Consider the following 20,486-nt stretch of genomic DNA (forward strand, 5'->3'; position numbering starts at 1 on the left):
GGGCCGTGATCCTATTGCTATCCGGCGACCTGGAAGGTCAGGGTCTGCGTGAAGGGGCGGCCGTAAACATCGGTGGAGGTGACCGTGGCGGTGTGCTCGCCGGCGGCCAGGTCGGCGGGCAGCTGCAGCCGCCACAGGTGCATCATGCGGTCGGCCAGGCTTCCGCCGTTGACCAACTGCTCCTGAACCGCCACCGGATCGGAGTATTCGGCGCCGACCAACTGGCCTTCGCCCTGCATCTGCTGGGTGCGGACAGCCTCAACTGCCTGGCCGCCGTCGATCTGCACCTTCACCGTGGACCCGGTGCTGCCCATCCAGAAGTTGGTGGTCAGCCAGGTGGTGTTGGCCAGGTCATCCCGGGAGACTGTCAGCGGGTCGGCAAATTCGGGGGCGCTGCCCTTGGTACCGAGGTTCTGGGCGTACCACTCGCGGTAGCGCGGCGTGTTCACTCCCAGGGACATCTGCAGTGAGTCTTCTTCGCCGCGGACGGTGAATCGCTCCTGGAACTCCGTGTTCTTGATGTCCAGGGTCAGCACGCCCGGCAGGCCGCCGTCGCGCTGGTAAGCGAGCGGGTAGCCTTCGGAGGTCTGGCGTCCGGAGTACCAGTCGCCGGAGATCGCGCCGGCGGTGATGTGGGTGAAGGGGAGGGCATCGATACCGAACAGCTCGGACCAGCCCTCCAGGGAGTCGCCTTCGCGGAGGTTCTCGATGCTGTGGGTGTGTCCGCCCAGAGCGACGACCTCGCGGCCTTCAAGGATCTTGTAGATCTCCTTGACCTGCTCCACCTGGTGCTTGCTGCTGCCTTGGTCGGCGTAGTCGAGCAGCGGGATGTGTGCTGCCAGGACGATCAGCTGGTTCTTCGGGACCTGGGCGATGTCATTGCGCAGCCATTCGAGCTGCTGCTCGTCCAGCGAACCGGTGTAGTCGCCCTTGGCGGCCGGAAGCTTGGTGGGGAATTCCACGGTGTTCAGGGCTACGACGTGCGCCTTGCCGGCATCGTAGGAGTAGTACTCCGGGCCAAGGTTGGCCTTGAAAGTGTCGAATGTGTGCTCGCTGCTGGTTGCATCGAAGTCAAGGTCGTGGTTGCCGGGGAGGAAGCGGGCCGGGCCGTTCAGCATGCCAGCCAGTTCCCGGGTCTGCGGGTACAGCGAGAGGTCATCTCCGACGACATCGCCGATGAACAAGGCGCCGCAGCCTGCATAATCCGTGCGTGCGGCCAAGTCAGCGAAGGCGCCGGTGCGGGCGTATTCCACTTCATCCTGGTCGTACGTCTGGACGTCTCCGCCGATAACGCAGTGCTGTTCAGGCGACTCGGTCAGGCTGCTCTTGGCCAGCGGGAAGTTCACCTGATCCGGCAGTGCGCCGGTCGGGTCGATGCCTCCGAACTTCAGTTCCGGGGAACCCTGGGGCAGGTGGTGGTAGAAGAACTGGGCCACGTTGTCCTCGTCCACCGGGACCTGGTAGCCGCGGGGCTGGGTCACGGACACGGTCATGTTGTCGAACGCCGGCAGCTCGTAGCGGCCCTGGCCGTCAGTCTTCGTAACGTCACGCCCGTTGGATACGGCCACCCCGGCCAGACCGCGCTCGTTTCCGTCCTGCACGGAGTCCTGGTCCTCGTCCACAAAGGCGATTCCGTCGATCAGCTGCTGGTCTTCGTCAGGTCCTTCGATCACGTTAACGCTTCCGCGGTAGGCCGAGGCAGCCCAGTCTGTGGACTCGGCGGCGTTGCCGGCAGAAGGGTTCAGAAGGGACGCGGCGGCAATGACGGCCAGGGTGCTGGCTGTCAAGGTCAAAGGCCGGGCGGGGTACAACTTGGACGGTTTGGCAATCAGATACACGAAGATCCTCCGGTCGAGTGAATGCTGCCGGCCATTTCAGCCGGTGCGTCCACCCTCACAGGAGCGGGTGAACGGTTACCCACGGGTAAACCACGGGAAGTGGACGTGCACGTAACCACTCGTCGGCACCCTGGCCGGCTCCTCCTGGGTCCTCGCGCTGCTGCCGGCCGAACTGCTGATGGAGCACCGGTTTGTCCTCGAGGAAGAAGCCGCTCTCGCGCGGCTGTTTCCGCAGGCCTGCCCGGACTACGCGGAACTGCACCGCGGCCTAGAGGAATTCACAGGTCCACCACCTAACATGTCCACATGAAGGCTGCCCGGGACGCCCGCTCTGCCGCCGTTGTGATCAACGCCGGATCACGCCGAGGGGCGGCACACGAACTTGCGGTTGACACGATGCAAAAGGCAGGCGTGCCGATCTCCGCCGTGCACCACGTGCTGTCGGGGGCAGACCTGGCCGCATCGCTTGACCGAGTGGTTGCGGACGGGCACGACCTGGTGGTTGTCGGCGGCGGTGACGGGACAGTGACCTACGCCGCCGGCCGGATTGCCGGCACCCACGTTATGCTCGGCGTTCTTCCACTGGGCACCGCCAACGACTTCGCCCGCACCCTGGAGATACCGAATAATCTTGCCGAGGCGTGTGCCACCGTCGCGGAAGGGAAGGTGGTGGACATCGACCTCGGCAGGGCCAACGGTCAGCCGTTCCTCAACGTCGCGTCCCTGGGCCTGTCAGTGGCTGTTACCGAAGCTCTCAACCCCCGCCTGAAGCGGCTTCTCGGGCCGCTGGCATACGGCATTGCCACCCTGCGCGCTTACGCCGGGCACAAGGCGTTCGGGGCCCGGCTCGAGTTCCCCGAGGGGGACCACGAGCCGATGGAGTTCGACAACCTGCTTCAGGTGGCCGTCGGCAATGGCCGGCATTACGGCGGCGGCAACACGGTCTCCCCGACCGCAGGGATCGACGATCACACTCTCGACATCTACGCCATCCTGGCGGGGCCGCTCCGGGAGCACGTGAGTATCGCCCGGCTGCTCAAGGACGGAAGCTTCATCGAACACGACCGGGTGTACCACCTAACCAGCCGACGCGTCCGGCTGGTCACCGATCACCCGCTGCCGGTGAACCTCGACGGCGAGATCGCGACCACCACGCCGGCCGACTTCACCGTCCAGCGCAACGCCGTCCATGTCGTAGTACCTCAGAGCAGCAACAGCGCATTGTTCGACGGACCGGGCGCCGCGAACTGGCCGCCGTCGTAATTCCCGACGGCGGAAGCTTGTGTCTATTGGGGAACAAGCCGCCACAGGGACGTGACCTCGGCCGCGCGCGCCTCGAACAAAGGATCGTCGCGGTCCGATGCCTTCGGATGCGTTGGCTTGGTGTCGAGCCGTTCCATCACCTTCAGCCCAGCCGCCTTGATGGCGGTCAGCAGATCCTCACGCGACCGCAGGCCAAGGTGCTCGGCCAGGTCGGAGAGGACAAGCCAGCCCTCACCGCCCGGCTCCAGATGGTCGGAGAGTTCGTTCAGGAAGCGGAACAGCATCCTGCTCCCGGGGTCGTAGACCGCGCTGTCCAGGGTGGAATGCGGCGTGGCCGGAATCCAGGGCGGGTTGCACACGACGAGCGGTGCCCGTCCGGGCGGGAACATGTCGGTCAGGACGGCCTCAGCACGGTCCTGGACACCGAGGTTCCGGAAATTCTCACCGGCGCAGGCGGCTTGCCCGTCAACGCCATCACAGACACGCTGAAGCGCAGCGGGACGGATCTTGCGGCCCTCACTTCAGCGTCCGACGTCGTGGTTGTCTGCTACACGCTCGTCCGGCTCGACTCCGATGCCTACGCCGCCCGACCACCAGCGGCATTTGCAGTGCGAACGGCAGAAGGTTCCGGGACCCGGGAGGACATGGACAAAAACCGCTTGGTGCCCTCGCAGTATCAGCACGCACCTTCGGGTCGTTCTGAATGTCCTTAGCTTGGGCGCCCAGTCAGCCCTACAGCCGGCGCTGCCGGAACATCGGGAACGCCTCCCGCACCCGAGCCACCGTCTCGAGTGAGACATCCACCGACCGCACGCCGGGTTCAAGACCAAGATCAGCTTCAATGACCCCCATGGGATCTACCAGGATGCTGCGGCCCACCGAGACCGGCGGCGCCTGGCACACCCCTGCTACATACACGCTGTTCTCGATGGCGCGCGCCGTATTGAGCGCCAGCCACTGCTCGGTCTTGTGGGTGCCCGGCACCCACGACGAGCAGACCAGCAGGACCTGTGCGCCGGCGTCGGCCAGTTGCCTGGCCAGCTCCGGGAACCGCAGGTCGTAGCAGGTCATCAGGCCGAAGCGCGCTCCCCCGGACTCGAACATCACCGGGCTGGTGGACGGACCCGGTTTGATGAACGTCGATTCCCCGAAGCCCTGGGCGTCGAAGAGGTGGATCTTCCGGTAGAAGGCCAGCCGGTTTCCGTCTGGCCCGAAAGCCACCAGGGTGTTGTAGGCCTTCCCCGGTTCCTCCGAGGTTTCCACTACGCCCGCCACCAGCGCGATTCGGTGGCGGCGGGCGGTGCGGGCGAGTTCCCGGCAGATGGGACCGTCCAGCGGCTCGGCCACCTCGGGGAACGAGGCGTCCACGGTCTTTTTCTCGTAGGTGGCGTATTCCGGGAAGGCGACCAGTGTGGCGCCGTCGAGCGCGGCCTCGGCGGCGAACCGGTCGATTGCGGCAAGGTTGGCCTGGATGTCGGTGCCTGACTCCAGCTGCCCGAGCGCTATCCTCACGGTTGTTCCTTCCTTGGGTCAGGCGGCGGTCCGGGTCAGGCGGCGTCCGGGTCAGGCGGCCGCTTCGACCGTCGCCTTCTCCGTGGCCGTCATTTCCGGCGGTGCCGCTTTGAAGCCGCGGGTGATCAGGGCCAGGACCACCACGCCCAGCACCAGCCAGGACACTCCCAGCGTAATGGCGTTGCCGTCCAGCTGGGAGAGCAGGTAGGCGCAGACGACGGCACCGACCACCGGCGCCACCACGTAGGACACGGGGTTCAGCAGGTTCCCGCTACGGCGCTGGCGCAGGTAGTGGAACACCACGGAGGCGTTGACCAGGGTGAAGGCGGTGAAGGCACCGAAGTTGATGAACGAGGTGGACGTGGCAACGTCGAGGAAGATCGCGATCAGGCCAACGATGCCCGTGATGACCAGGTTCACCACCGGGGTGTGGAACTTCGCGCTGAGCCCGCCGAAGACCGCCTTGGGCAGAACGGAGTCGCGGCCCATCGCGTACAGCAGGCGTGAGGCGCTGGCCTGTGCCGCGAGGCCGGACGCGAACTGCGCCACCACCAGGCCGGCCAGGAACACCGCGCCGAACAGCTGGCCGCCGATCTGCAGGGCGATGGAGCTGGCCGCGGAGGCCGAGTCCTCGAACACCCCGCCGGGGTGGACCAGCTGGGTCACGTAGGACACCGTCACGAAGATGCCGCCGCCGATCAGGGCGATGAGCATGATGGCGCGGGGCATGTTCTTGCGCGGTTCAATGGTCTCCTCGGTGAGCGTGGTGACGGCGTCGAACCCCAGGAACGAGTACGCGGCGATGGCGGCGCCGGCGGAGATGGTGGCGAAGCTGGAGGTGTCGTTGAAGAACGGCTGGGTGCTGGCCAGGCCGCCGGCGCCCGAGGTGGACACCACGTTGCCGATGGAGAGCGCCACGAAGAACACGATGACCAGCAGCTGGAACGCCATCAGCACGAAGTTGGCCTTGTCCGCCACCTTGATGCCCAGGATGTTCAGCAGCGTGGTGATGACGATGAAGCCCACGATCCAGAGCCCGATGGGGATAGCGGGGAACTGCGCGCTGAGGTAGGAGCCGCCGATGAGCCAGATGACCATGGGCAGGAAGAGGTAATCCAGCAGGATGGCCCAGCCCACCAGGAAGCCCACCCGGGAATCGATGGAGCGGCGCACGTACGTGTAGGCGGAACCGGCCACGGGGTAGGCGATGGCCATCCGGCCGTAGCTGTGCGCCGTGAACAGCATGGCGATCAGGGCCACCAGGTAGGCGGCCGGCGATGCCCCGCCGGTGGCTTCGGCGATGATGCCGAAGATCCCCAGGACGATCAGCGGTGTCAGGTACGCGAGGCCGAACAGGACCAGGGAGGGCAGCTTCAGCGTGCGGGTAAGGGTGGGTGTTGTCACGAGTGTTTCCTTAGGCGTTGAAGGACTGGGGAGCCCATGTGGCCGGGGTGATCCGGCCCTGGTAAACGGGCAGTTCGACGGCGTCTTCGCCGTCGCGGAACTGGGACCAGGGGCGGTTGAGGTTTTCGGTGCCGTGGGTGCGGACGTGCCCGACGGCGGCAAGGTCCAGTTCCGCGGTGAGCAGCACCGGGGCGTCGTCGGGGGCCTCGGCGAGGGTGTTGCCCTCCGGGTCCACGATGATGCTCTGGCCTTTGCCGGTGGGACCGGCGCAGTTGACGCTGACCACGAAGACCTGGTTCACGATCGCGTTGGCCTTGGCGAGCACCAGTTCCTGCCGGCGGTCCGGTGTCGTGGTTTTGACGACGTTGAGGATCACCTCGGCGCCCATCCAGGCGAGCTGGCGGGAGACCTCGGGGAACCACGCGTCGTAGCAGATGTTCAGGCCCACCCTGCCGACGCCGGCCAGGTCCACGGTGGTGAATCGGTCGCCGGGGTCGTAGGGCTCGAACGGGCGCCAGGGGAAGACCTTCCGGTAATAGCCGGCAAGCTCTCCCTCCGGGGACAGGACCAGCTGGGTGTTGAACAGCTGCCCTTCCGGACCGCGCTCGCAGACGCTGCCCGGGACCAGCCAGATGCCCAGGTCCGCGGCGAGCTGCCGGAGTTCCTTGACCCGGGGACCGTCCAGCGGTTCGGCGGAGGCCTGCAGCACTTCCGTGCGCTGCCGGTCGGGGTTGGAATCCCCGAACAGGTGCAGCTCCGGAAAGACCACCAGCCTGCTGTGGGGCTGGACGGCGAGGGCGGCCGTGACCTCGTCCGCGAAGCCGGAAACGGGTTCGCCGATGAGCCGGGGCCGGGCCTGGGCCGCGATAAGGGGAAGGGTGCGTTGCATCGTGTTCTCCACGTTGGGGATGTGATCTGCACTATATTAGATCAGAATGATCCAATTATGGGAAGGGGCGGGGTTGGGCCGTAAAGTAGCGGTTATGACCCGTCAGTTGGAGGACAGCGCCGACCCCTCGCCCATCGGCGCCGGCAGGCTGGCCGGAATCGACCGCCGAAGCGCGATCGACGCCGTCCGCCTGCGGATCGGGATGGCGATATCGCTGGGCCTGCTGAAACCCGGTGAACGTCTGCCCGACCAGGAGGACGTGGCCCTGGGCCTGTCGGTCAGCCCGATCACCGCCCGCCGCGCGCTGGCGAGCCTGGCGGACCAGGGCGTGGTGGTCCGCCGCCGCGGCCGGGGCGGCGGAACGTTCGTGGCCGACGAGCCCCCGCGGAGCGTGCTGGCCGAACTCTCGGCGTCGCCGGCCGAGTCCCGGGCCGTAAACCGGCTGGTGGACCGGAGGCTGCTCTTCGAATGCGCCGTGACGCACTACGCGGTGCTCAACGCCACGGCTGAACAGCTGGATGAGCTCGACCGGCTGACCCGGGACATGGCCGAATCCACGGACTGGTCCGACTACCATCAGGCGGACGAGCAGTTCCATCAGCTGGTGGGCACCGCGTCGGGGCTGGGTACTGCGGTGGCGGCGTACCACGAGGCGCTGGCCGAGCTCTATGCCTACTTCATCCCCTACCCGATCGAGCTGCTGCACAAATCCAACTGCGACCACGTCGCTCTGGTGGCAGCCCTGCGTGCCGGCGAGGGCAACGAAGCAGTGGAGATCTCCCGCAAGCACGTGGACGTCCTGCACCGGACGATGTTCATGGGCCTGGCGGACGGCGGAGCCGGTTCCTCGCCTGCTTAAAACACATCGGAAGATCCTGCGCCAGACTCGGTGCCCAAGCCAAGCGGCAGGCTCTACCCCCGCACCTTGCCGCACCCTCCAGGACCGGCCGCGCCGCCCACCACCGGTGCCCCAGGCTCAGACCCGCCACCGGGAACGGGGACACGCGATGTCTACACTCGCACACGGCCGGGAAGCCTACGCCGAACGGCGCTGGCCGGACACCGTAGGGCAGTACACCGCTGCCGACCACGACGCCGAACTGCCGGCCAGCGATCTGGAACCTGTCGTCCAAGACGTCCAGGGGGACGATGTGAACGTTTTGTTTGGCCCTCTGGGTGGAAGGCGCGGTGTGATGCCGGGCTCCGCGGATGGAGAGCGAGTCGGTCGCCGATAGGCACCGGGCCCAGTCTTCCGAACTGTCGGAAATGGGCACCGGAACGACGTCGACTCGAACGGTCTGCGGCCCTACGCTTGGAGCGTCACGTCAGTCGCCGTGGCATTCGTTCCGGTCCATGCACCGATCCAATTGGCAAGGAGATCATGATGCACGGAGAGCAAATCGGGGAACTCAAGGGACAAACCATCAGCACACGGGTTCTGGAAGACATTGGTCTCGGTCCGCGCACCGAAGTGACCGACCATCAGGTCGGCACGCTCTGTGGTGTCCAAGTTGACGTCACGGTCACCTACGTCGGCACGATTCGTCCCAGCGGCACGGTCGCCGGCCCCGGAAACGGTTTTGTAGTCACCGCAAGCGGGCAGACCGCGACCTTCACCGGCAAAGGCGTCGGTAGATTCACCGGTCCGGGCCAACTTGCCTGGCGGGGTGCGTTGTTCTACGAAACCACCTCGGACGAGTTGAGTAGCCTCAACGGGATCGCGGTCTTGTTCGAGTACCAGGTGGCCGACGGCAAGTCCGAAGGCCGCCTGTTCGAGTGGAAGTAGCGCTGCAAACTCGGAAATCGACGCAGATGAGGCCCGGATTCCAGCGGCGGAGCAGCTGGCCCGCCTGGGGACAGCGCCTCGGCGTTCCGACGGCGAAGAGCGGCTACTGCAGGGGAACAAGCCGCCACAGGGACGTGACCTCGGCCGCGCGCGCCTCGAACAAAGGATCGCCGCGGTCCGATGCCTTCGGATGCGTTGGCTTGGTGTCGAGCCGTTCCACCACCTTCAGCCCAGCCGCCTTGATGGCGGTCAGCAGATCCTCACGCGACCGCAGGCCAAGGTGCTCGGCCAGGTCGGAGAGGACAAGCCAGCCCTCACCGCCCGGCTCCAGATGGTCGGAGAGTTCGTTCAGGAAGCGGAACAGCATCCTGCTCCCGGGGTCGTAGACCGCGCTGTCCAGGGTGGAATGCGGCGTGGCCGGAATCCAGGGCGGGTTGCACACGACGAGCGGTGCCCGTCCGGGCGGGAACATGTCGGTCAGGACGGCCTCAGCACGGTCCTGGACACCGAGGTTCCGGAAATTCTCACCGGCGCAGGCGATTGCACGCGGTTCAATGTCCGTCGCTACCACGCGGTGGACGCCACGGCGCGCGAGGACCGCAGCGAGCACCCCGGTGCCGGTTCCGACGTCGAACGCCAGCGAGTCAGAGGGCAGTGCAGCGGCGGCCACGAGATCCACATACTCACTCCGGGTGGGGAAGAACGTGCCATAGTGCGGGTGGATGCGGCCCTGCAGGGCATCGACGTAGACGCCATTCCGTCGCCACTCATGGGCACCAATTGCCCCGACAAGCTCATGCAAGGACACAACGGAAGATTCGCCGATATCACCGTACGCCTCAGCGGCGGCCTCCCGGATATCCGGTGCGCGGCGCAGCGGCACCACCGGACCCGGATCAAGAGGAATCAGCAGCAGGCCGAGAATGCGTGCACGATGCGAGCGGGACTGGCGATGCCGATAGAACTCATCGGCCGGAGTTCCTGCAATCTTTTTCTTTCCGGCGCCTACCCGCCGGTCCAAGGCGTTGAGGATCTGCCGCGCGTTGTGGAAGTCACCGTGCCAGAGCATCGCGATCCCCTGTGACGCCATCCGGTTCGCATCATCGGCCGTGAGAGAGTCGGAGACCACTTCGACGCGCGTCGGCGCCGGCCTGCCGTTCGCCGACCGCCATCGCGCGGTCATGCTGCCGCCAGCCTCGACCCAGGTCACGACGGCGCGCTCATCCACCGAAGCTGTGCGCGAAGGCTTGGGGACCGATGTCGGGATTCCCACGTGAGCTGGCGTGTCGGTACTGATAAAGAGATCCATTCCAAGAGTCCGGGGGCCGATCAGAGACTGCCGATTGCGGCGGCGATTCACGACGTCCAAGGCTACGGCCCAAGATTCCGGACCGTCATCCGGCCGCGAACCGAGCTTGGTCAATGACCGCTGGAGCCATTCAACCCACATAGTCAGGATACAGGGGTGCCGTAGCCGCCACCCGCCGATATGGGCTTGCAAAACCTCCAGACCATCGCTGACCTGCCACGCCAAAAAACAGCATCGGCCCACCGGACCGGGCCGAAAGCGCAAGCCACCCCTTCCTGGTGGTCGCCCCTACCTCCGTGTTGCCCAACCGGGCCGCGGAAATCGGACCCTTCGCCCTCGGCTTGCCCGTCAACGCCATCACAGACACGCTGAGCAGCTCTACGGCGGCTGGCACATGATCCTTTCCGGGCTGAAGACTCGGCTGGAGACCGGCGAACTCCTCACCACGCCCGGCTCACTGATGTACACCTGACGCAACCAACGCACCCAACCCGGGCGCGCCGCCGTCGTACTCTCCTATGCCCGGCAACGGATGCGTTGTGTTCCGCCCCGCTTCGCCTGCTCCTCAGGATGCGGGGGGACGTTGCCCGTCGAATGGATCATCGGTGAAAGGGCATCGGCGTCAACCTGTCCCGTGATGTCCATCGCGGCTTCGAAACAGTGCCGCCCATAAGATGAGGCATGGACTTCGAGGGTATGCTCTGGACGGTTTTGGGTGCCGGGCTGGTTCTGCTGATGCTCGTTGACGTCTTTCGTACGCTCCTTTACCCGCACGGTTCTGGTCCTGTAGGCCGGGCGATCATGCGCGGATTCTGGCTGGTGTCGAGAAGACTGCGGGGCCGGGGCACCTTCATCGCAGCACCTTTGGCCATGGCTGCTGTCATTGGCACCTGGGCAGGCCTGGCGGCCATCGGCTGGGCCCTGCTCTATCTGCCCCATCTGCCGGCCGGTTTTGTTCACGGAGCCGGGGTTCCACAGCGAGGCGACTTTGCCGAAGCGCTCTACATCTCCCTTGTCACTCTTTCCACTGTGGGTTTCGGCGAAATCGTGCCGGCGCATCCGCTGCTCAGGCTGGTGGTGGCCCTCCAGGCCGTCACCGGTTTCGGGTTGCTGACGGCAACGGTCACTTGGATCCTGCAGACGTACCCGGCCCTGAACCGCCGCCGCGCCCTTGCCCACCAGCTGAACCTGTTCAGGGAAGCTGCAGGTCCGGCGGGCGTATTATCGCTGGACGCCAGGCATGCTGCCGGACTGTTGGAATCAATGGCCGGAAACGTGGCTTCGGTGAGCATAGATCTGCTTGCGTTCCACGAAACCTACTACTTCCGTGAAGTCGAGCAGCGCGGCTCCTTGCCGGCCACGGTGGCCTACGCCCAGGAGCTGGCATCCCAGGCCCAGCGCAGCGAGAGCCCTGAACTCCAGTTCGCCGGACGGATGCTCCACGCGGCGCTGGACGCACTCGCGGAGGTTCTTCGCGGCAAATTCGGCCACTCAGGGACCACTTCTTCCGATGTGTTCGACAGCTACGAGCTGCACCACCGACACCTGCGGCGGGGGGAACCGGACACGAACTAGCGTCACGGCGCATGCTCCCTGAGAAGCCCCTAGACATGTGACCAATTAGTCACCTATCCTAGAACCGTGGACGCCGTATTCAAGGCTCTGGCCGACCCCACCCGCCGCGATCTCCTGGATGAGCTCTTCCGGGAGGACGGGCAGACCCTGCACGCGCTCGAGGCCCGTTTCGACATGACCCGTTACGGCGTGATGAAGCACCTCAAGCAGCTGGAGGAAGCCGGCCTGGTGGTCACCCGCCGTCGGGGCCGCGAGAAGCTCCATTTCCTGAATCCGGTGCCCATCCGCCTGGTCCACGACCGCTGGGTGAGCAAATATGCCGAACCATGGGCCGCTGGCCTCAGCGACCTCAAAACCAGATTGGAAAGTTCCATGGAAAAGATCTTCGAAATCTATATCAAGACCACTCCTGAGCAGCTCTGGGAGGCCATCACAAACGGCGAAATCCGCAGCAAGTACCAGTTCGGGTCCATGGTCACCTCGGACTGGACGCCGGGGTCCCGGTTCGAGATGGCGCCCAAGGGCGGGGAACCCCTGGGCGAGGGCGAGAACCTGGAGGTGGACCCCCCCCGCCGGCTCGTCCAGAGCATGCGCGCGCTCTGGGGCGAGGACGTCAAGGCCGAAGGCACGTCCCGGGTTACCTGGGAGATCGAACCGGTGGGCGATTCCTGCCGCCTGACCGTCACCCACGACCAGCTCCGCGAAGGCGCCAACGAACAGCTCTACGGCGGCTGGCCGATGATCCTCTCCGGCCTGAAGACCTGGCTGGAAACCGGCGAGCTCCTCACTACGCCCGGCTCCTTCATGTACACCTAAGGCGGCCGGCAAGCGCAAGCCGGGCGCCGCCGTCGCACTCCCCCGCCCAGCCTGCTTCCTCCGGTCCACTACCTCTGGCGCCCACCGGGTGCCCGTCCAGGTGCCGGAGCAGGGCTTCGCATGGCGGCCTCCGCCATCTGGACCACTGTGCGACGATGTCGGAATGGAACCGACCTCGGAAGTACTGCGTTATGCCGCCTTTACCACCACCCCCGACGGGGGAAATCCGGCGGGGGTTGTCCTGGACGCAACCCGGCTCGACGACACCCGGATGCAGGCCATCGCGGCCGACGTCGGATATGCGGAAACGGTCTTTGTCACCGAGGCGGCGGTTGACCGGGACTCCCGCCGAAACCGTGTGCGGTACTTCTCCCCGATCGCCGAGGTGCCGTTTTGCGGCCATGCCACGATTGCTTTGGCCGTCGCGCTGTCAGGGCGTGATGGTACGGGGACTTTTATCTTCGACACGGCGGTAGGACCTGTCGTGATCGAGACCGCAGGACAGGGCGCAGCGGTGACGGCACGCTTCACGAGCGTGGAGCCGCGAGTGGCCGAGTTCCCCGACGGTGTTCTGAGCACCCTGCTCGGGTTGCTCGGCGTGGGCCGGGGCGAACTGCACCCTGCGTACCCTCCGATGATCGCTTTTGCCGGAAACTGGCACCCCATTCTTGTCTTCGCAGAACGGAGGACCTTTGACTCGTTCGTTTTCGACCCGGATCCCATGCGCAGCCTGATGGATGCCCAGAACTGGGCCGGCACCGTCACGACGCTCTGCGAGATTGGACCGGGCGAGTTCGACTCGCGCAACCTCTTCCCGGTGGGCACCATCACTGAAGATCCGGCGACAGGCTCGGCAGCCGCTGCCTTCGGCGGATACCTCCGCTTGCTTTCACTCGTGGAGCCGCCAAGCCGCGTGGTGGTGCACCAAGGCAGCCATGTCGGCCGCGCGAGCGTGCTCACTGTCGACATTCCTGCGTCCGGCGGGATTATCGTGAGCGGTGAAGCCGTCGAGATTACTTGAATCGTACGAGCCTTTTTTGCGTGCGGTGAGCCGACACTGCGAACTCTCTGCCAGGGTGCGGGAAGGGGCGAGCGACGCTAGGATTCCCGCATCGCGTTCATCTTCCTCGGCGCGGGCCTGATAAACAGCTTTGCCTGGGTGTTCTACATCTTCGGATTGATCCTGCTGATCACCGCCGGCCACCTGCTCACACCGGATTCCCACGATCACCGCCACGGCTTTCTCGCTCATGGGCCTGCGGCAGCTGTTCTTCGGCATCGACGGGCTGCTGGACCGTCTCGTCTACCTCTCCCGCGGCCTCGCCGCCAACCTTGGCTTCATCGACGTCAAGCTCTTCCTGCACGCCCTCCGCGAGAACACCTGCCGTTCATCAACGACGGCGAACACGTCAACGTCGTTGAGGTCAGCACCGCTCTCTCAGTTGGCGTGATCCTCGGCGTCCTGGCCGTCACCGTGCTGCGAACGAATCTTCGACAAAATGATCAGCGAAGAGGAGTAGCTGAGGAAGCTCCCGGAGAAATACAGCGGCTCATCCGCAAGGCACACGCCGAGCACTACGAAGACCTCCACCGTGAGGAGCAGCGCTAAGGGCCCCTGGGCACTGCTGACTGGGCACCCACCACGCCAAAATAGGTTATCCAAGGCCGTGTAGACCGCGCACAATGTCGTGAAGTACTGGATCGAGTCCCGCTCCGCACGTCGCAGCGCGGCAGACCAACCGTCACCAACCTGAGGGAGATCTTCATGGGCAAGCTCACCGTCACCGCTTTTACCACTCTGGACAACGTCGCCGAGGAGCCCCATCTCTGGTCGGGCGAGTTCTTCAGCGACGCCACCGGCGCGTTCAACGACGAAGTGCTGGCCGAGGCGGACTCGATGCTGCTCGGTCGGGTCACGTACGAGGGCTTCGCCGCTGCCTGGCCGTCGCGATCGGGCGACTTCACCTCCGACAAGTTCAACGCCATGCCCAAGTATGTTGTGTCAACGACCCTGGAACGCGCCGACTGGAACAACAGCACGATTATTGCCGACGACGTACCCGGCCGGGTCCGTGCCCTTCGCGAGCGGGAGAACGTGATTGTTTGGGGGAGCCCGACGCTCGTCAAAACGCTCATGGAGGAGAACCTCGTCGACGAGTACGTTCTGTTGGTCTCGCCCATCGTGCTCGGGCACGGCAAGAAGATGCTCCCGGAGGACCGAACCCAGCACACGCTGCGGATCGTCGAACCGCGGCTCCTCGAAGGCGGGATGCTGGCACTACGGATGACACCGGCGGTGGCCTGAGGAGCGCCTCTAATAGCCGTCGGCAGCGTCAGCAGTGGCCGACTCAGCGGTGGACGCGGTAGCGGATGTGTGTGGCCTCCGGGGTATCGATCACGCGAACAATCTCCAGCTCAACGCGACGGCTACAGCTCGAACAGCCGGCGGCCACCACTGAACAGCACCGGGATCTGGCGAATCTGTAGCCCGTCCAACACACCGGCCTCGAGCGCCCGCTGCGACGTGTACGCGGCAGGCACCAGCATGTTCCGGCACCCGGCACCCGGCGGCCTTCACCTGAACCATCGCGCTGTCGATCCCGACTTTCACCTACGTCACCAACGGATAGTTCGCCACCGAGGGATCCGGCGGACGGTGGCTGAGCATGAAAATCGGGACACCGCAGAGATCACCTTTCCAGTGATCGGCCTGCTCCGCGGTACGCCGACCCGCCAGCACCGCACCGGGCGCGAGCATCTCGTCGAACAACTCCCCTGGCCGACCCGGACGGCCGGAACTACTCCTCCGTCGTCCCACCGTACTCTCCCGCCAGGCTATGACTAAAAGCAAAGCTGCTGACGCTCGCGACGTGACAGACGGCTGCCAGCCCAATCCGCTTCCGTCAGCGTCCGCAGGATGACAGAGTTGAACGATGAACGAGGAAACTAACGGGCTGGTCCTAAACCTCGACTGCACGCTCGATGCTCCCCCGGAAGAAGTCTTCAGGATGCTGACGGAATCGACCGAACTGGTGAAGTGGTGGGGTCCGCACGGCTTCACCATCCCTGCAGCCGAACTGAACCTCACGGAAGGCGGCCGCTACGGATTCCGCATGACGCCACCGGACGGCGAACCGTTCCACCTCTCAGGGGAGTTCCTGGAGATCGATCCTCCATGGCGCCTGGTCTACACATTCCGCTGGGAGGAACCGACACCAGACGACCGGGAAACCGTCGTAGACCTCTCACTCGGGAGTACCGGCGAAGCCACGCGCCTGGTGCTCTCACAGGGACCGTTCCTGACGGAAGAGCGGCTGGCCCTGCACCGCAACGGGTGGACCGAGTCGTTAGAAAAATTGCAGACGGTATTAGATAGTCGCACCTGAAATCGCGCGGCCCGCGCGCCGATATCGTGTTGCGGGACATGTTCCACTTCGTGCCTGGCCGGGTTCTGGAGTCCGGACGACGGCGGACCTGCTGCGCTTCTGGTTCGACAAGGGCGTGGACGGCCTGCGGATCGACGTCGCGCATGCGCTGTTCAAGGCCGAGGGCCTGCCGGACGCGCCCTCGATGGGCGGGGTGGTGGACGGGCTGCGGTCCAACCCGCAGGTCTCGGACCAGGAGGAAGTCCACGAGGTCTACCGCCGCTGGCGCACCCTCGCCGAGAAGTACCAGCCGCACCGCCTGCTGGTGGGCGAGGTCAACCTGGAACCGGCCCGCGCCGCACGGTACACCAGGGTCGATGAGATGCAGCAGGCATTCGCGTTCGCTTTCGTGAAGCTTGGCTGGGACCCCGCGGGCTGGGCAGCGATCGGGAACGACCTCGAAACCGCGCGCATGCTCCACGGCGCCACCCCCACCTGGCACTGGAAAACCACGACATCGTCCGCTCCGTCACCCGCATCGGCGGCGGCGAACTCGGCAGCGCCCGGGCCCGGGCCGCGCTCGTGGTGTTGCTGGGCCTGCCCGGCCCGGCGTACATCTATCAGGGCCAGGAACTTGGACTGCCCGAGGTCGACGTCCCGCTCGAAGCCCGGGTGGATCCCATGTGGGCCCGCGGCGGCGTTTGCCGCGACGGCGCCCGCGTACCGCTGCCCTGGACCGAGGATCTGGCGATGAACTATGGCTTCTCGCTTGCTGAGCCGTCGGCCTCGCCGTGGCTGCCGCAGCCCGAGGACTGGGGCACGCACGCGATCGAGTTGCAGCAGCAGGACCCGGAGTCCACGCTGCGGCTGGTTACCGCGGCACTGGAGATGCGCCGTCTGCTTGGAAAAACGAGGTCTTCGGCCCCAACGACGGCGGCACCTGGCGGGTCGAGCCTGGCAACCTGCTGATCTGTGAGCGGGGCGCGGACTTCTTCGTCGCCGTTGCGATGGGAACGGAGCCGATGCAACTTCCGGTCGGATCGGTGCAGCTCAGCGCCCCACCGCTGGCCGAGGACGGCTGGCTGCAGCCGAACAACGCGGTGTGGGTGCTTCGGGACTAACGCCTATCCGTTTAGGGCCGCCCGCGTTCCAGACGAACCCCGTTGCGCTATCAGTTGTAGCTGCTCTCAGGTCCTGAGAACGACCAAAGGTGATAGCGCAACGGGAACGTGGACGCCCATTTTTGCGTTTCCGCCGTAGCTTCTTGCCGGGCGGCAACTGTGGCTCCAAGCGCTAGGGCAACCTACAGTCTCTCGGTGACGCAGGCAGAACACGACACCACAGGGGACATTCTGGAGAACTGCCCCGACACGGCCGTGCCGGCCAACCAGCCCGAGCCGCTGCCGGATCCGATTCCTGAGCCGGAGCCCACGCCACCGCCCGCACCCGTGGTGCCTGCGTCGGCCCCCGCTCCGGCTCCGCCCGCTCCGGGTTAGGCAAACTGCACCGCAATCCACCGCGACGGCGGCACCCGGCTAAACGGAGGATCGCTTGCGTGTACCGGTGACTAAGCGATCAGCCACGGCAGTTCCCTCTAAATGTCTCTGACGCCCTACAGCGGAGCGTCAGAGAAGAACAGGTCAACCGGGGCCGCGTTCCCTGCCCTGCAGACGATCACCGTCTGCCCACTGTCGTCAACTTCTCGCGCCAACCGAATCATGTCCGTCATCGGACGATTGCAGAACTCAGAGGCAATTTTCGCCGCAGATCCTATGGATTCGAGTGGGGCGTTCTTACCAAAACCGACATAGATGCGGCCGGGATCGCCACTGGGTGCCGCACTGGCCGGTGAGGCACTCACGGCGGGCAGCAACAGCGACGCTCCTAGTGCCGCCACCGCGCCGGTCTTCTTCCAGGTTTTCACATTCTCATTCCTTTCCGATGTGGGTGAATTGATGTACGGGAAATCTAGACCCACGTGCGCGGGTTATCAATGGTTGTTTTTCTCGCCCTCACAGTGCTCAGATTCCGTGTCTTCCGATGTGTTCCACAGCTACGAGCTGCACCACCGACATCTTCGGCGTCGGGAACCGGACACGGAATAGGATTCCTGCGCATGCGTGAAATGAAATCGCAAGACAGGCGACCAATCAGTCACCTATTCTGGGCCTGGGCCGCGCGATTGGCCGCACGCTGCAGAGCATCGACAACGCCGTGCTGAACCTTGCCCACCACCACGCGGTCGACGGCTGGCAGCTCGAATATCTCAACGGCGAACCCTTGACCGCGGCCACCGTCGGCTGACCGCGCACCGCCTAACCGGCCGCCAGCCTCCGACGTCACACGCGCGTTGCCCGCAACAAATCCGACTCAAAGTTGGTCCGAAAAGTCAGTCAAAAAACATCCATGTGAACAGCATATTAAAGCCCGTTTCGGGCCCGTAAAAGTCTCCTAACCAGCGGAAAATCAAGGGTTTTTCGCTCCAGTGGCCCCCTAGCTTGGTACCTGGTCCTACCAATGGACCAATCAGCCAAGAGCCTTCAGGAGCATCCCTTGAACGTTTCCACCGCAGCAAAACCGGCGAGCGCCGAGTCCCTGCCGCCCGGCATCGAACTGTCCGGCACCACCTCGTCCAGCACCGAAACGCCCGCCCTCCCGCCGGCGTCCCGCCGCCGCTTCCTCCCCGTCAGCGGAAAGCGCCCCGGGCCCGTCGCCGTCACCCTGCTGTTCTCCCTCGGCTGGGTCTTCATGTACGCGGACCGCAACATCCTCTCCCCGGTCATGAGCGTCATCCAGGAGCAGTGGGGCCTCAACAGGGGCCAGCTCGGACTGATGTCCACGGTCTTCTTCATCACCTACGCGCTCATGCAGATCCCCACCGGCTACCTCGCGGACAGGATCGGCCGGGTCAAGGTGGTGGTTGCCGGATACGTCGTGTTCGGCATCGGCACCATCCTCAGCGGCTTCGCCCCCGGCTTTATGATCTTCCTCCTGATGCGCGCCTTCACCGGAATCGGCGAGGGAACCTTCTACAGCCCGGTCTACGGCATTTCCTCCAGCTACATCTCCGACAAATGGCGCGGCGTCTCCGCGGCCCTGATCAACAGCGGCATGGCCGTCGGCATTTCCCTCGGCTTCATCGGCTCGAGCTACTTCACCTTCACGCTGGGCCTGGAATGGCACGTCACCTTCCTGATCTTCGGCGCCGCCACCCTGGTGGTGGCCTTCCTGATCAACTACTTCCTCGCCCCCATCGACGCCGAACACAAGGCCAAGGCGGCGGCCGACGCTGAAGCCCGGCTCGGGAGCGACGCCCCGGCGGTCAAGGAATCCAGCAAGGCGCTCTTCACGCGCAACCACATCCTGACCTACGTCCTGATCTTCTGCTCCCTCTACGGCTTCTTCTCGATGCTGACCTGGCTGCCCACCTACCTGCAGCAGGCCCGCGACGTTGCACCGTCCCAGACCGGCATCATCGCCTCGCTCGTCCCCTGGGCCTCCATCCCCGGCGCCATCCTGCTGAGCATGCTGGCCCGCCGGCTGCGCAACACCCGCCCGCTGATCGTCCTGCTCGCCGTGCTCGGCGGACTCTGCCAGGTCCTCGTCCCGCTGACCGGCGACTACTCCCTCATGATCGTGGGCCTGGTGGTCTACGGACTGGTCGGCAAGCTCGCCCTCGACCCCATCCTGATCGCCTTCCTGGCCGAGAACACGCCGCGCTCCATGTACTCCCGGGCCTACGGCTACTTCAACTTCGCCGGCATGCTCTCCTCCATCTTCGCCCCGTACATCACCGGGGCCCTGGCGGACGCCACCGGAGCCCTCGAAGCAGGCTTCTACCTCTCCGCGGTGCTGCTCCTGATCGGCGCCATCGCGTTCTGCTTCACGAAGCCGGCCGCCGTCGCCGCACCGGAACCGGCCCTCCGGCCCGTCGGCTAGCGTCCAGCAAGCACACCCTAGTTCCACCGCAGAAAGGCCCTCCAGTGACCCCGCATGCAGACCCGCGTTCCGCCCTCCGCTCCGCTGCGCCGATGAGCGCGGAGGTCGCCGCTTACATCGAGCGTGAAATCGCCTCCCGCGGCCTCCAGCCCGGCGACAAGCTCCCCACCGAGCGGGAGCTCGCCGCGCAACTGTCTGTATCGCGGGGCACTGTACGGGCCGCCCTGCAGGACCTCGCCGCCAAGCACCTGCTGGAACGGACCCCGGGCCGCGGCACCGTCGTGGCCGAGCCGCCGGCCGGGGTGAGCGAACTTTACGCCCGCCTCGCCGGCGTCGGCCAGGCCCAGCAGGACGTGGCCGAGCTCCGCGGCTCCATGGAACCGCTGGTGGCCGAGCTCGCCGCCCTGCGGTCCAGCGCCGCGGACCTCATCCAGCTCCAGGACGTGCTCAACGGCTCCAACGAGCACCTCTCCCCCGAGGAAGCGCTGCGCCTGGACATCCAGTTCCACACGCTCCTGGCCCAGGCCGCGCGGAACCAGCTCATGGCCACGGTGCTGACCATGACCAGCTCCTGGACCTCCGAGGTCCGGCTGCGCTCCCACGCCACCATCGAAGGGCGCCGGACGTCGATCGAGGGCCACCGCCACATCCTCGAAGCCATCCAGACCAGGGACGCCACCGGCGCCGGTATCGCCATGCGCGACCACCTCGCGGACGTCGCCCTCCTCATCAGCGGCCACCACTAACCGCAAAAACAGCCGAACCAAAGACGCCACACCGATCCCCCCGA

Annotated in this window: 19 protein-coding genes and 5 pseudogenes; 17 read left to right on the top strand and 7 right to left on the bottom strand. The window is 65.5% G+C overall.

Translation table 11 applies throughout. The features are described 5' to 3' along the window. Positions 1-17: 17 nt before the first annotated feature. Positions 18-1,838, bottom strand: a complete 1,821-nt coding sequence (locus QFZ69_RS16030; protein WP_307000266.1) for a calcineurin-like phosphoesterase family protein — start codon at positions 1,836-1,838, stop codon at positions 18-20. 306 nt (positions 1,839-2,144) lie between these two features. On the opposite strand from QFZ69_RS16030, the gene QFZ69_RS16035 reads away from it, so the two are divergent. Then, the gene (locus tag QFZ69_RS16035; RefSeq protein ID WP_306912819.1) at positions 2,145-3,101 is read left to right on the top strand and encodes a lipid kinase; all 957 of its coding nucleotides are present in this window, start codon (positions 2,145-2,147) and stop codon (positions 3,099-3,101) included. A 23-nt stretch (positions 3,102-3,124) separates the two neighbouring features. On the opposite strand, the gene QFZ69_RS16040 is transcribed toward QFZ69_RS16035, so the two are convergent. From QFZ69_RS16040 to QFZ69_RS16055, 4 genes are all read right to left on the bottom strand, one after another. Next, complete coding sequence (locus QFZ69_RS16040; RefSeq protein ID WP_306912820.1) at positions 3,125-3,385, bottom strand: hypothetical protein; 261 nt, start codon at positions 3,383-3,385, stop codon at positions 3,125-3,127. Between the two features lie 448 nt (positions 3,386-3,833). Further along, on the bottom strand, positions 3,834-4,613 hold the full coding sequence (locus tag QFZ69_RS16045; RefSeq protein WP_306912821.1) for a carbon-nitrogen hydrolase family protein: 780 nt from the start codon (positions 4,611-4,613) through the stop codon (positions 3,834-3,836). Positions 4,614-4,664: 51 nt separating this feature from the next. Next, positions 4,665-6,017 (bottom strand): APC family permease, encoded by a 1,353-nt coding sequence (locus tag QFZ69_RS16050; protein ID WP_306912822.1) that lies wholly within the window; start codon positions 6,015-6,017, stop codon positions 4,665-4,667. A 10-nt stretch (positions 6,018-6,027) separates the two neighbouring features. Further along, on the bottom strand, positions 6,028-6,906 hold the full coding sequence (locus QFZ69_RS16055; RefSeq protein WP_306912823.1) for a carbon-nitrogen hydrolase family protein: 879 nt from the start codon (positions 6,904-6,906) through the stop codon (positions 6,028-6,030). A gap of 94 nt (positions 6,907-7,000) precedes the next feature. Here QFZ69_RS16055 and QFZ69_RS16060 point away from each other — a divergent pair, with 94 nt between their 5' ends. From QFZ69_RS16060 to QFZ69_RS16070, 3 genes are all read left to right on the top strand, one after another. Further along, on the top strand, positions 7,001-7,765 hold the full coding sequence (locus tag QFZ69_RS16060; protein WP_306912824.1) for a FadR/GntR family transcriptional regulator: 765 nt from the start codon (positions 7,001-7,003) through the stop codon (positions 7,763-7,765). Between the two features lie 148 nt (positions 7,766-7,913). Next, the gene (locus QFZ69_RS16065) at positions 7,914-8,141 is read left to right on the top strand and encodes a hypothetical protein (protein ID WP_306912825.1); all 228 of its coding nucleotides are present in this window, start codon (positions 7,914-7,916) and stop codon (positions 8,139-8,141) included. A 149-nt stretch (positions 8,142-8,290) separates the two neighbouring features. Continuing rightward, on the top strand, positions 8,291-8,692 hold the full coding sequence (locus QFZ69_RS16070) for a hypothetical protein (protein WP_307000268.1): 402 nt from the start codon (positions 8,291-8,293) through the stop codon (positions 8,690-8,692). Between the two features lie 103 nt (positions 8,693-8,795). Here QFZ69_RS16070 and QFZ69_RS16075 read toward each other — a convergent pair whose 3' ends face one another. Then, a complete protein-coding gene (locus tag QFZ69_RS16075; RefSeq protein ID WP_307000272.1) occupies positions 8,796-9,875 on the bottom strand; it encodes a class I SAM-dependent methyltransferase in 1,080 nt (359 codons plus the stop codon). A 496-nt stretch (positions 9,876-10,371) separates the two neighbouring features. On the opposite strand from QFZ69_RS16075, the pseudogene QFZ69_RS16080 reads away from it, so the two are divergent. The 10 genes and pseudogenes from QFZ69_RS16080 to QFZ69_RS16130 form a co-directional block, all read left to right on the top strand. Beyond that, a pseudogene (locus QFZ69_RS16080) lies at positions 10,372-10,473 on the top strand (ArsR family transcriptional regulator); the annotation flags it as partial. Between the two features lie 209 nt (positions 10,474-10,682). Next, a complete protein-coding gene (locus QFZ69_RS16085; RefSeq protein WP_306912828.1) occupies positions 10,683-11,576 on the top strand; it encodes a potassium channel family protein in 894 nt (297 codons plus the stop codon). Between the two features lie 66 nt (positions 11,577-11,642). Continuing rightward, positions 11,643-12,392: a metalloregulator ArsR/SmtB family transcription factor gene (locus QFZ69_RS16090; RefSeq protein ID WP_306912829.1), complete on the top strand. Its 750-nt coding sequence runs from the start codon at positions 11,643-11,645 to the stop codon at positions 12,390-12,392. A gap of 163 nt (positions 12,393-12,555) precedes the next feature. Then, the gene (locus QFZ69_RS16095; RefSeq protein WP_306912830.1) at positions 12,556-13,413 is read left to right on the top strand and encodes a PhzF family phenazine biosynthesis protein; all 858 of its coding nucleotides are present in this window, start codon (positions 12,556-12,558) and stop codon (positions 13,411-13,413) included. An 84-nt stretch (positions 13,414-13,497) separates the two neighbouring features. Next, a pseudogene (locus QFZ69_RS16100) lies at positions 13,498-13,980 on the top strand (hypothetical protein); the annotation flags it as partial. Between the two features lie 177 nt (positions 13,981-14,157). Then, positions 14,158-14,697 (top strand): dihydrofolate reductase family protein, encoded by a 540-nt coding sequence (locus tag QFZ69_RS16110; protein WP_306912831.1) that lies wholly within the window; start codon positions 14,158-14,160, stop codon positions 14,695-14,697. Positions 14,698-15,325: 628 nt separating this feature from the next. Next, positions 15,326-15,778 carry an SRPBCC domain-containing protein gene (locus tag QFZ69_RS16115; RefSeq protein WP_306912832.1) on the top strand — a complete coding sequence of 151 codons (453 nt, stop codon included), beginning with the start codon at positions 15,326-15,328 and terminating at the stop codon, positions 15,776-15,778. Positions 15,779-15,893: 115 nt separating this feature from the next. Further along, positions 15,894-16,121, top strand: a pseudogene (locus tag QFZ69_RS16120) (alpha-amylase); the annotation flags it as partial. Between the two features lie 173 nt (positions 16,122-16,294). Then, positions 16,295-16,351: pseudogene (locus QFZ69_RS16125) on the top strand (hypothetical protein); the annotation flags it as partial. Between the two features lie 197 nt (positions 16,352-16,548). After that, positions 16,549-16,878 (top strand): hypothetical protein, encoded by a 330-nt coding sequence (locus tag QFZ69_RS16130; RefSeq protein ID WP_306912833.1) that lies wholly within the window; start codon positions 16,549-16,551, stop codon positions 16,876-16,878. 491 nt (positions 16,879-17,369) lie between these two features. Here the strand turns inward: QFZ69_RS16130 and QFZ69_RS16135 are convergent, their stop codons facing one another. Continuing rightward, positions 17,370-17,681 (bottom strand): hypothetical protein, encoded by a 312-nt coding sequence (locus QFZ69_RS16135; protein ID WP_306912835.1) that lies wholly within the window; start codon positions 17,679-17,681, stop codon positions 17,370-17,372. Between the two features lie 239 nt (positions 17,682-17,920). Here QFZ69_RS16135 and QFZ69_RS16140 point away from each other — a divergent pair. The 3 genes and pseudogenes from QFZ69_RS16140 to QFZ69_RS16150 all read left to right on the top strand — a co-directional run. Beyond that, a pseudogene (locus QFZ69_RS16140) lies at positions 17,921-18,061 on the top strand (histidine phosphatase family protein); the annotation flags it as partial. 249 nt (positions 18,062-18,310) lie between these two features. Continuing rightward, the gene (locus tag QFZ69_RS16145; protein WP_306912836.1) at positions 18,311-19,696 is read left to right on the top strand and encodes an MFS transporter; all 1,386 of its coding nucleotides are present in this window, start codon (positions 18,311-18,313) and stop codon (positions 19,694-19,696) included. A gap of 44 nt (positions 19,697-19,740) precedes the next feature. Continuing rightward, positions 19,741-20,442 carry a FadR/GntR family transcriptional regulator gene (locus tag QFZ69_RS16150; RefSeq protein WP_306912837.1) on the top strand — a complete coding sequence of 234 codons (702 nt, stop codon included), beginning with the start codon at positions 19,741-19,743 and terminating at the stop codon, positions 20,440-20,442. The last annotated feature ends 44 nt before the right edge of the window (positions 20,443-20,486 follow it).

This window comes from Arthrobacter sp. V1I7, from assembly GCF_030817015.1.
Lineage (GTDB): Bacteria > Actinomycetota > Actinomycetes > Actinomycetales > Micrococcaceae > Arthrobacter.

Coding starts and splice junctions, on each gene's coding strand:
- QFZ69_RS16055 (WP_306912823.1), bottom strand. CDS start 6,906: ATGCAACGCACCCTTCCCCTTATCGCGGCCCAGGCCCGGCCCCGGCTC.
- QFZ69_RS16075 (WP_307000272.1), bottom strand. CDS start 9,875: ATGACCGCGCGATGGCGGTCGGCGAACGGCAGGCCGGCGCCGACGCGC.
- QFZ69_RS16070 (WP_307000268.1), top strand. CDS start 8,291: ATGCACGGAGAGCAAATCGGGGAACTCAAGGGACAAACCATCAGCACA.
- QFZ69_RS16115 (WP_306912832.1), top strand. CDS start 15,326: ATGAACGAGGAAACTAACGGGCTGGTCCTAAACCTCGACTGCACGCTC.
- QFZ69_RS16065 (WP_306912825.1), top strand. CDS start 7,914: ATGTCTACACTCGCACACGGCCGGGAAGCCTACGCCGAACGGCGCTGG.
- QFZ69_RS16060 (WP_306912824.1), top strand. CDS start 7,001: ATGACCCGTCAGTTGGAGGACAGCGCCGACCCCTCGCCCATCGGCGCC.
- QFZ69_RS16095 (WP_306912830.1), top strand. CDS start 12,556: ATGGAACCGACCTCGGAAGTACTGCGTTATGCCGCCTTTACCACCACC.
- QFZ69_RS16035 (WP_306912819.1), top strand. CDS start 2,145: ATGAAGGCTGCCCGGGACGCCCGCTCTGCCGCCGTTGTGATCAACGCC.
- QFZ69_RS16110 (WP_306912831.1), top strand. CDS start 14,158: ATGGGCAAGCTCACCGTCACCGCTTTTACCACTCTGGACAACGTCGCC.
- QFZ69_RS16040 (WP_306912820.1), bottom strand. CDS start 3,385: ATGCTGTTCCGCTTCCTGAACGAACTCTCCGACCATCTGGAGCCGGGC.
- QFZ69_RS16085 (WP_306912828.1), top strand. CDS start 10,683: ATGGACTTCGAGGGTATGCTCTGGACGGTTTTGGGTGCCGGGCTGGTT.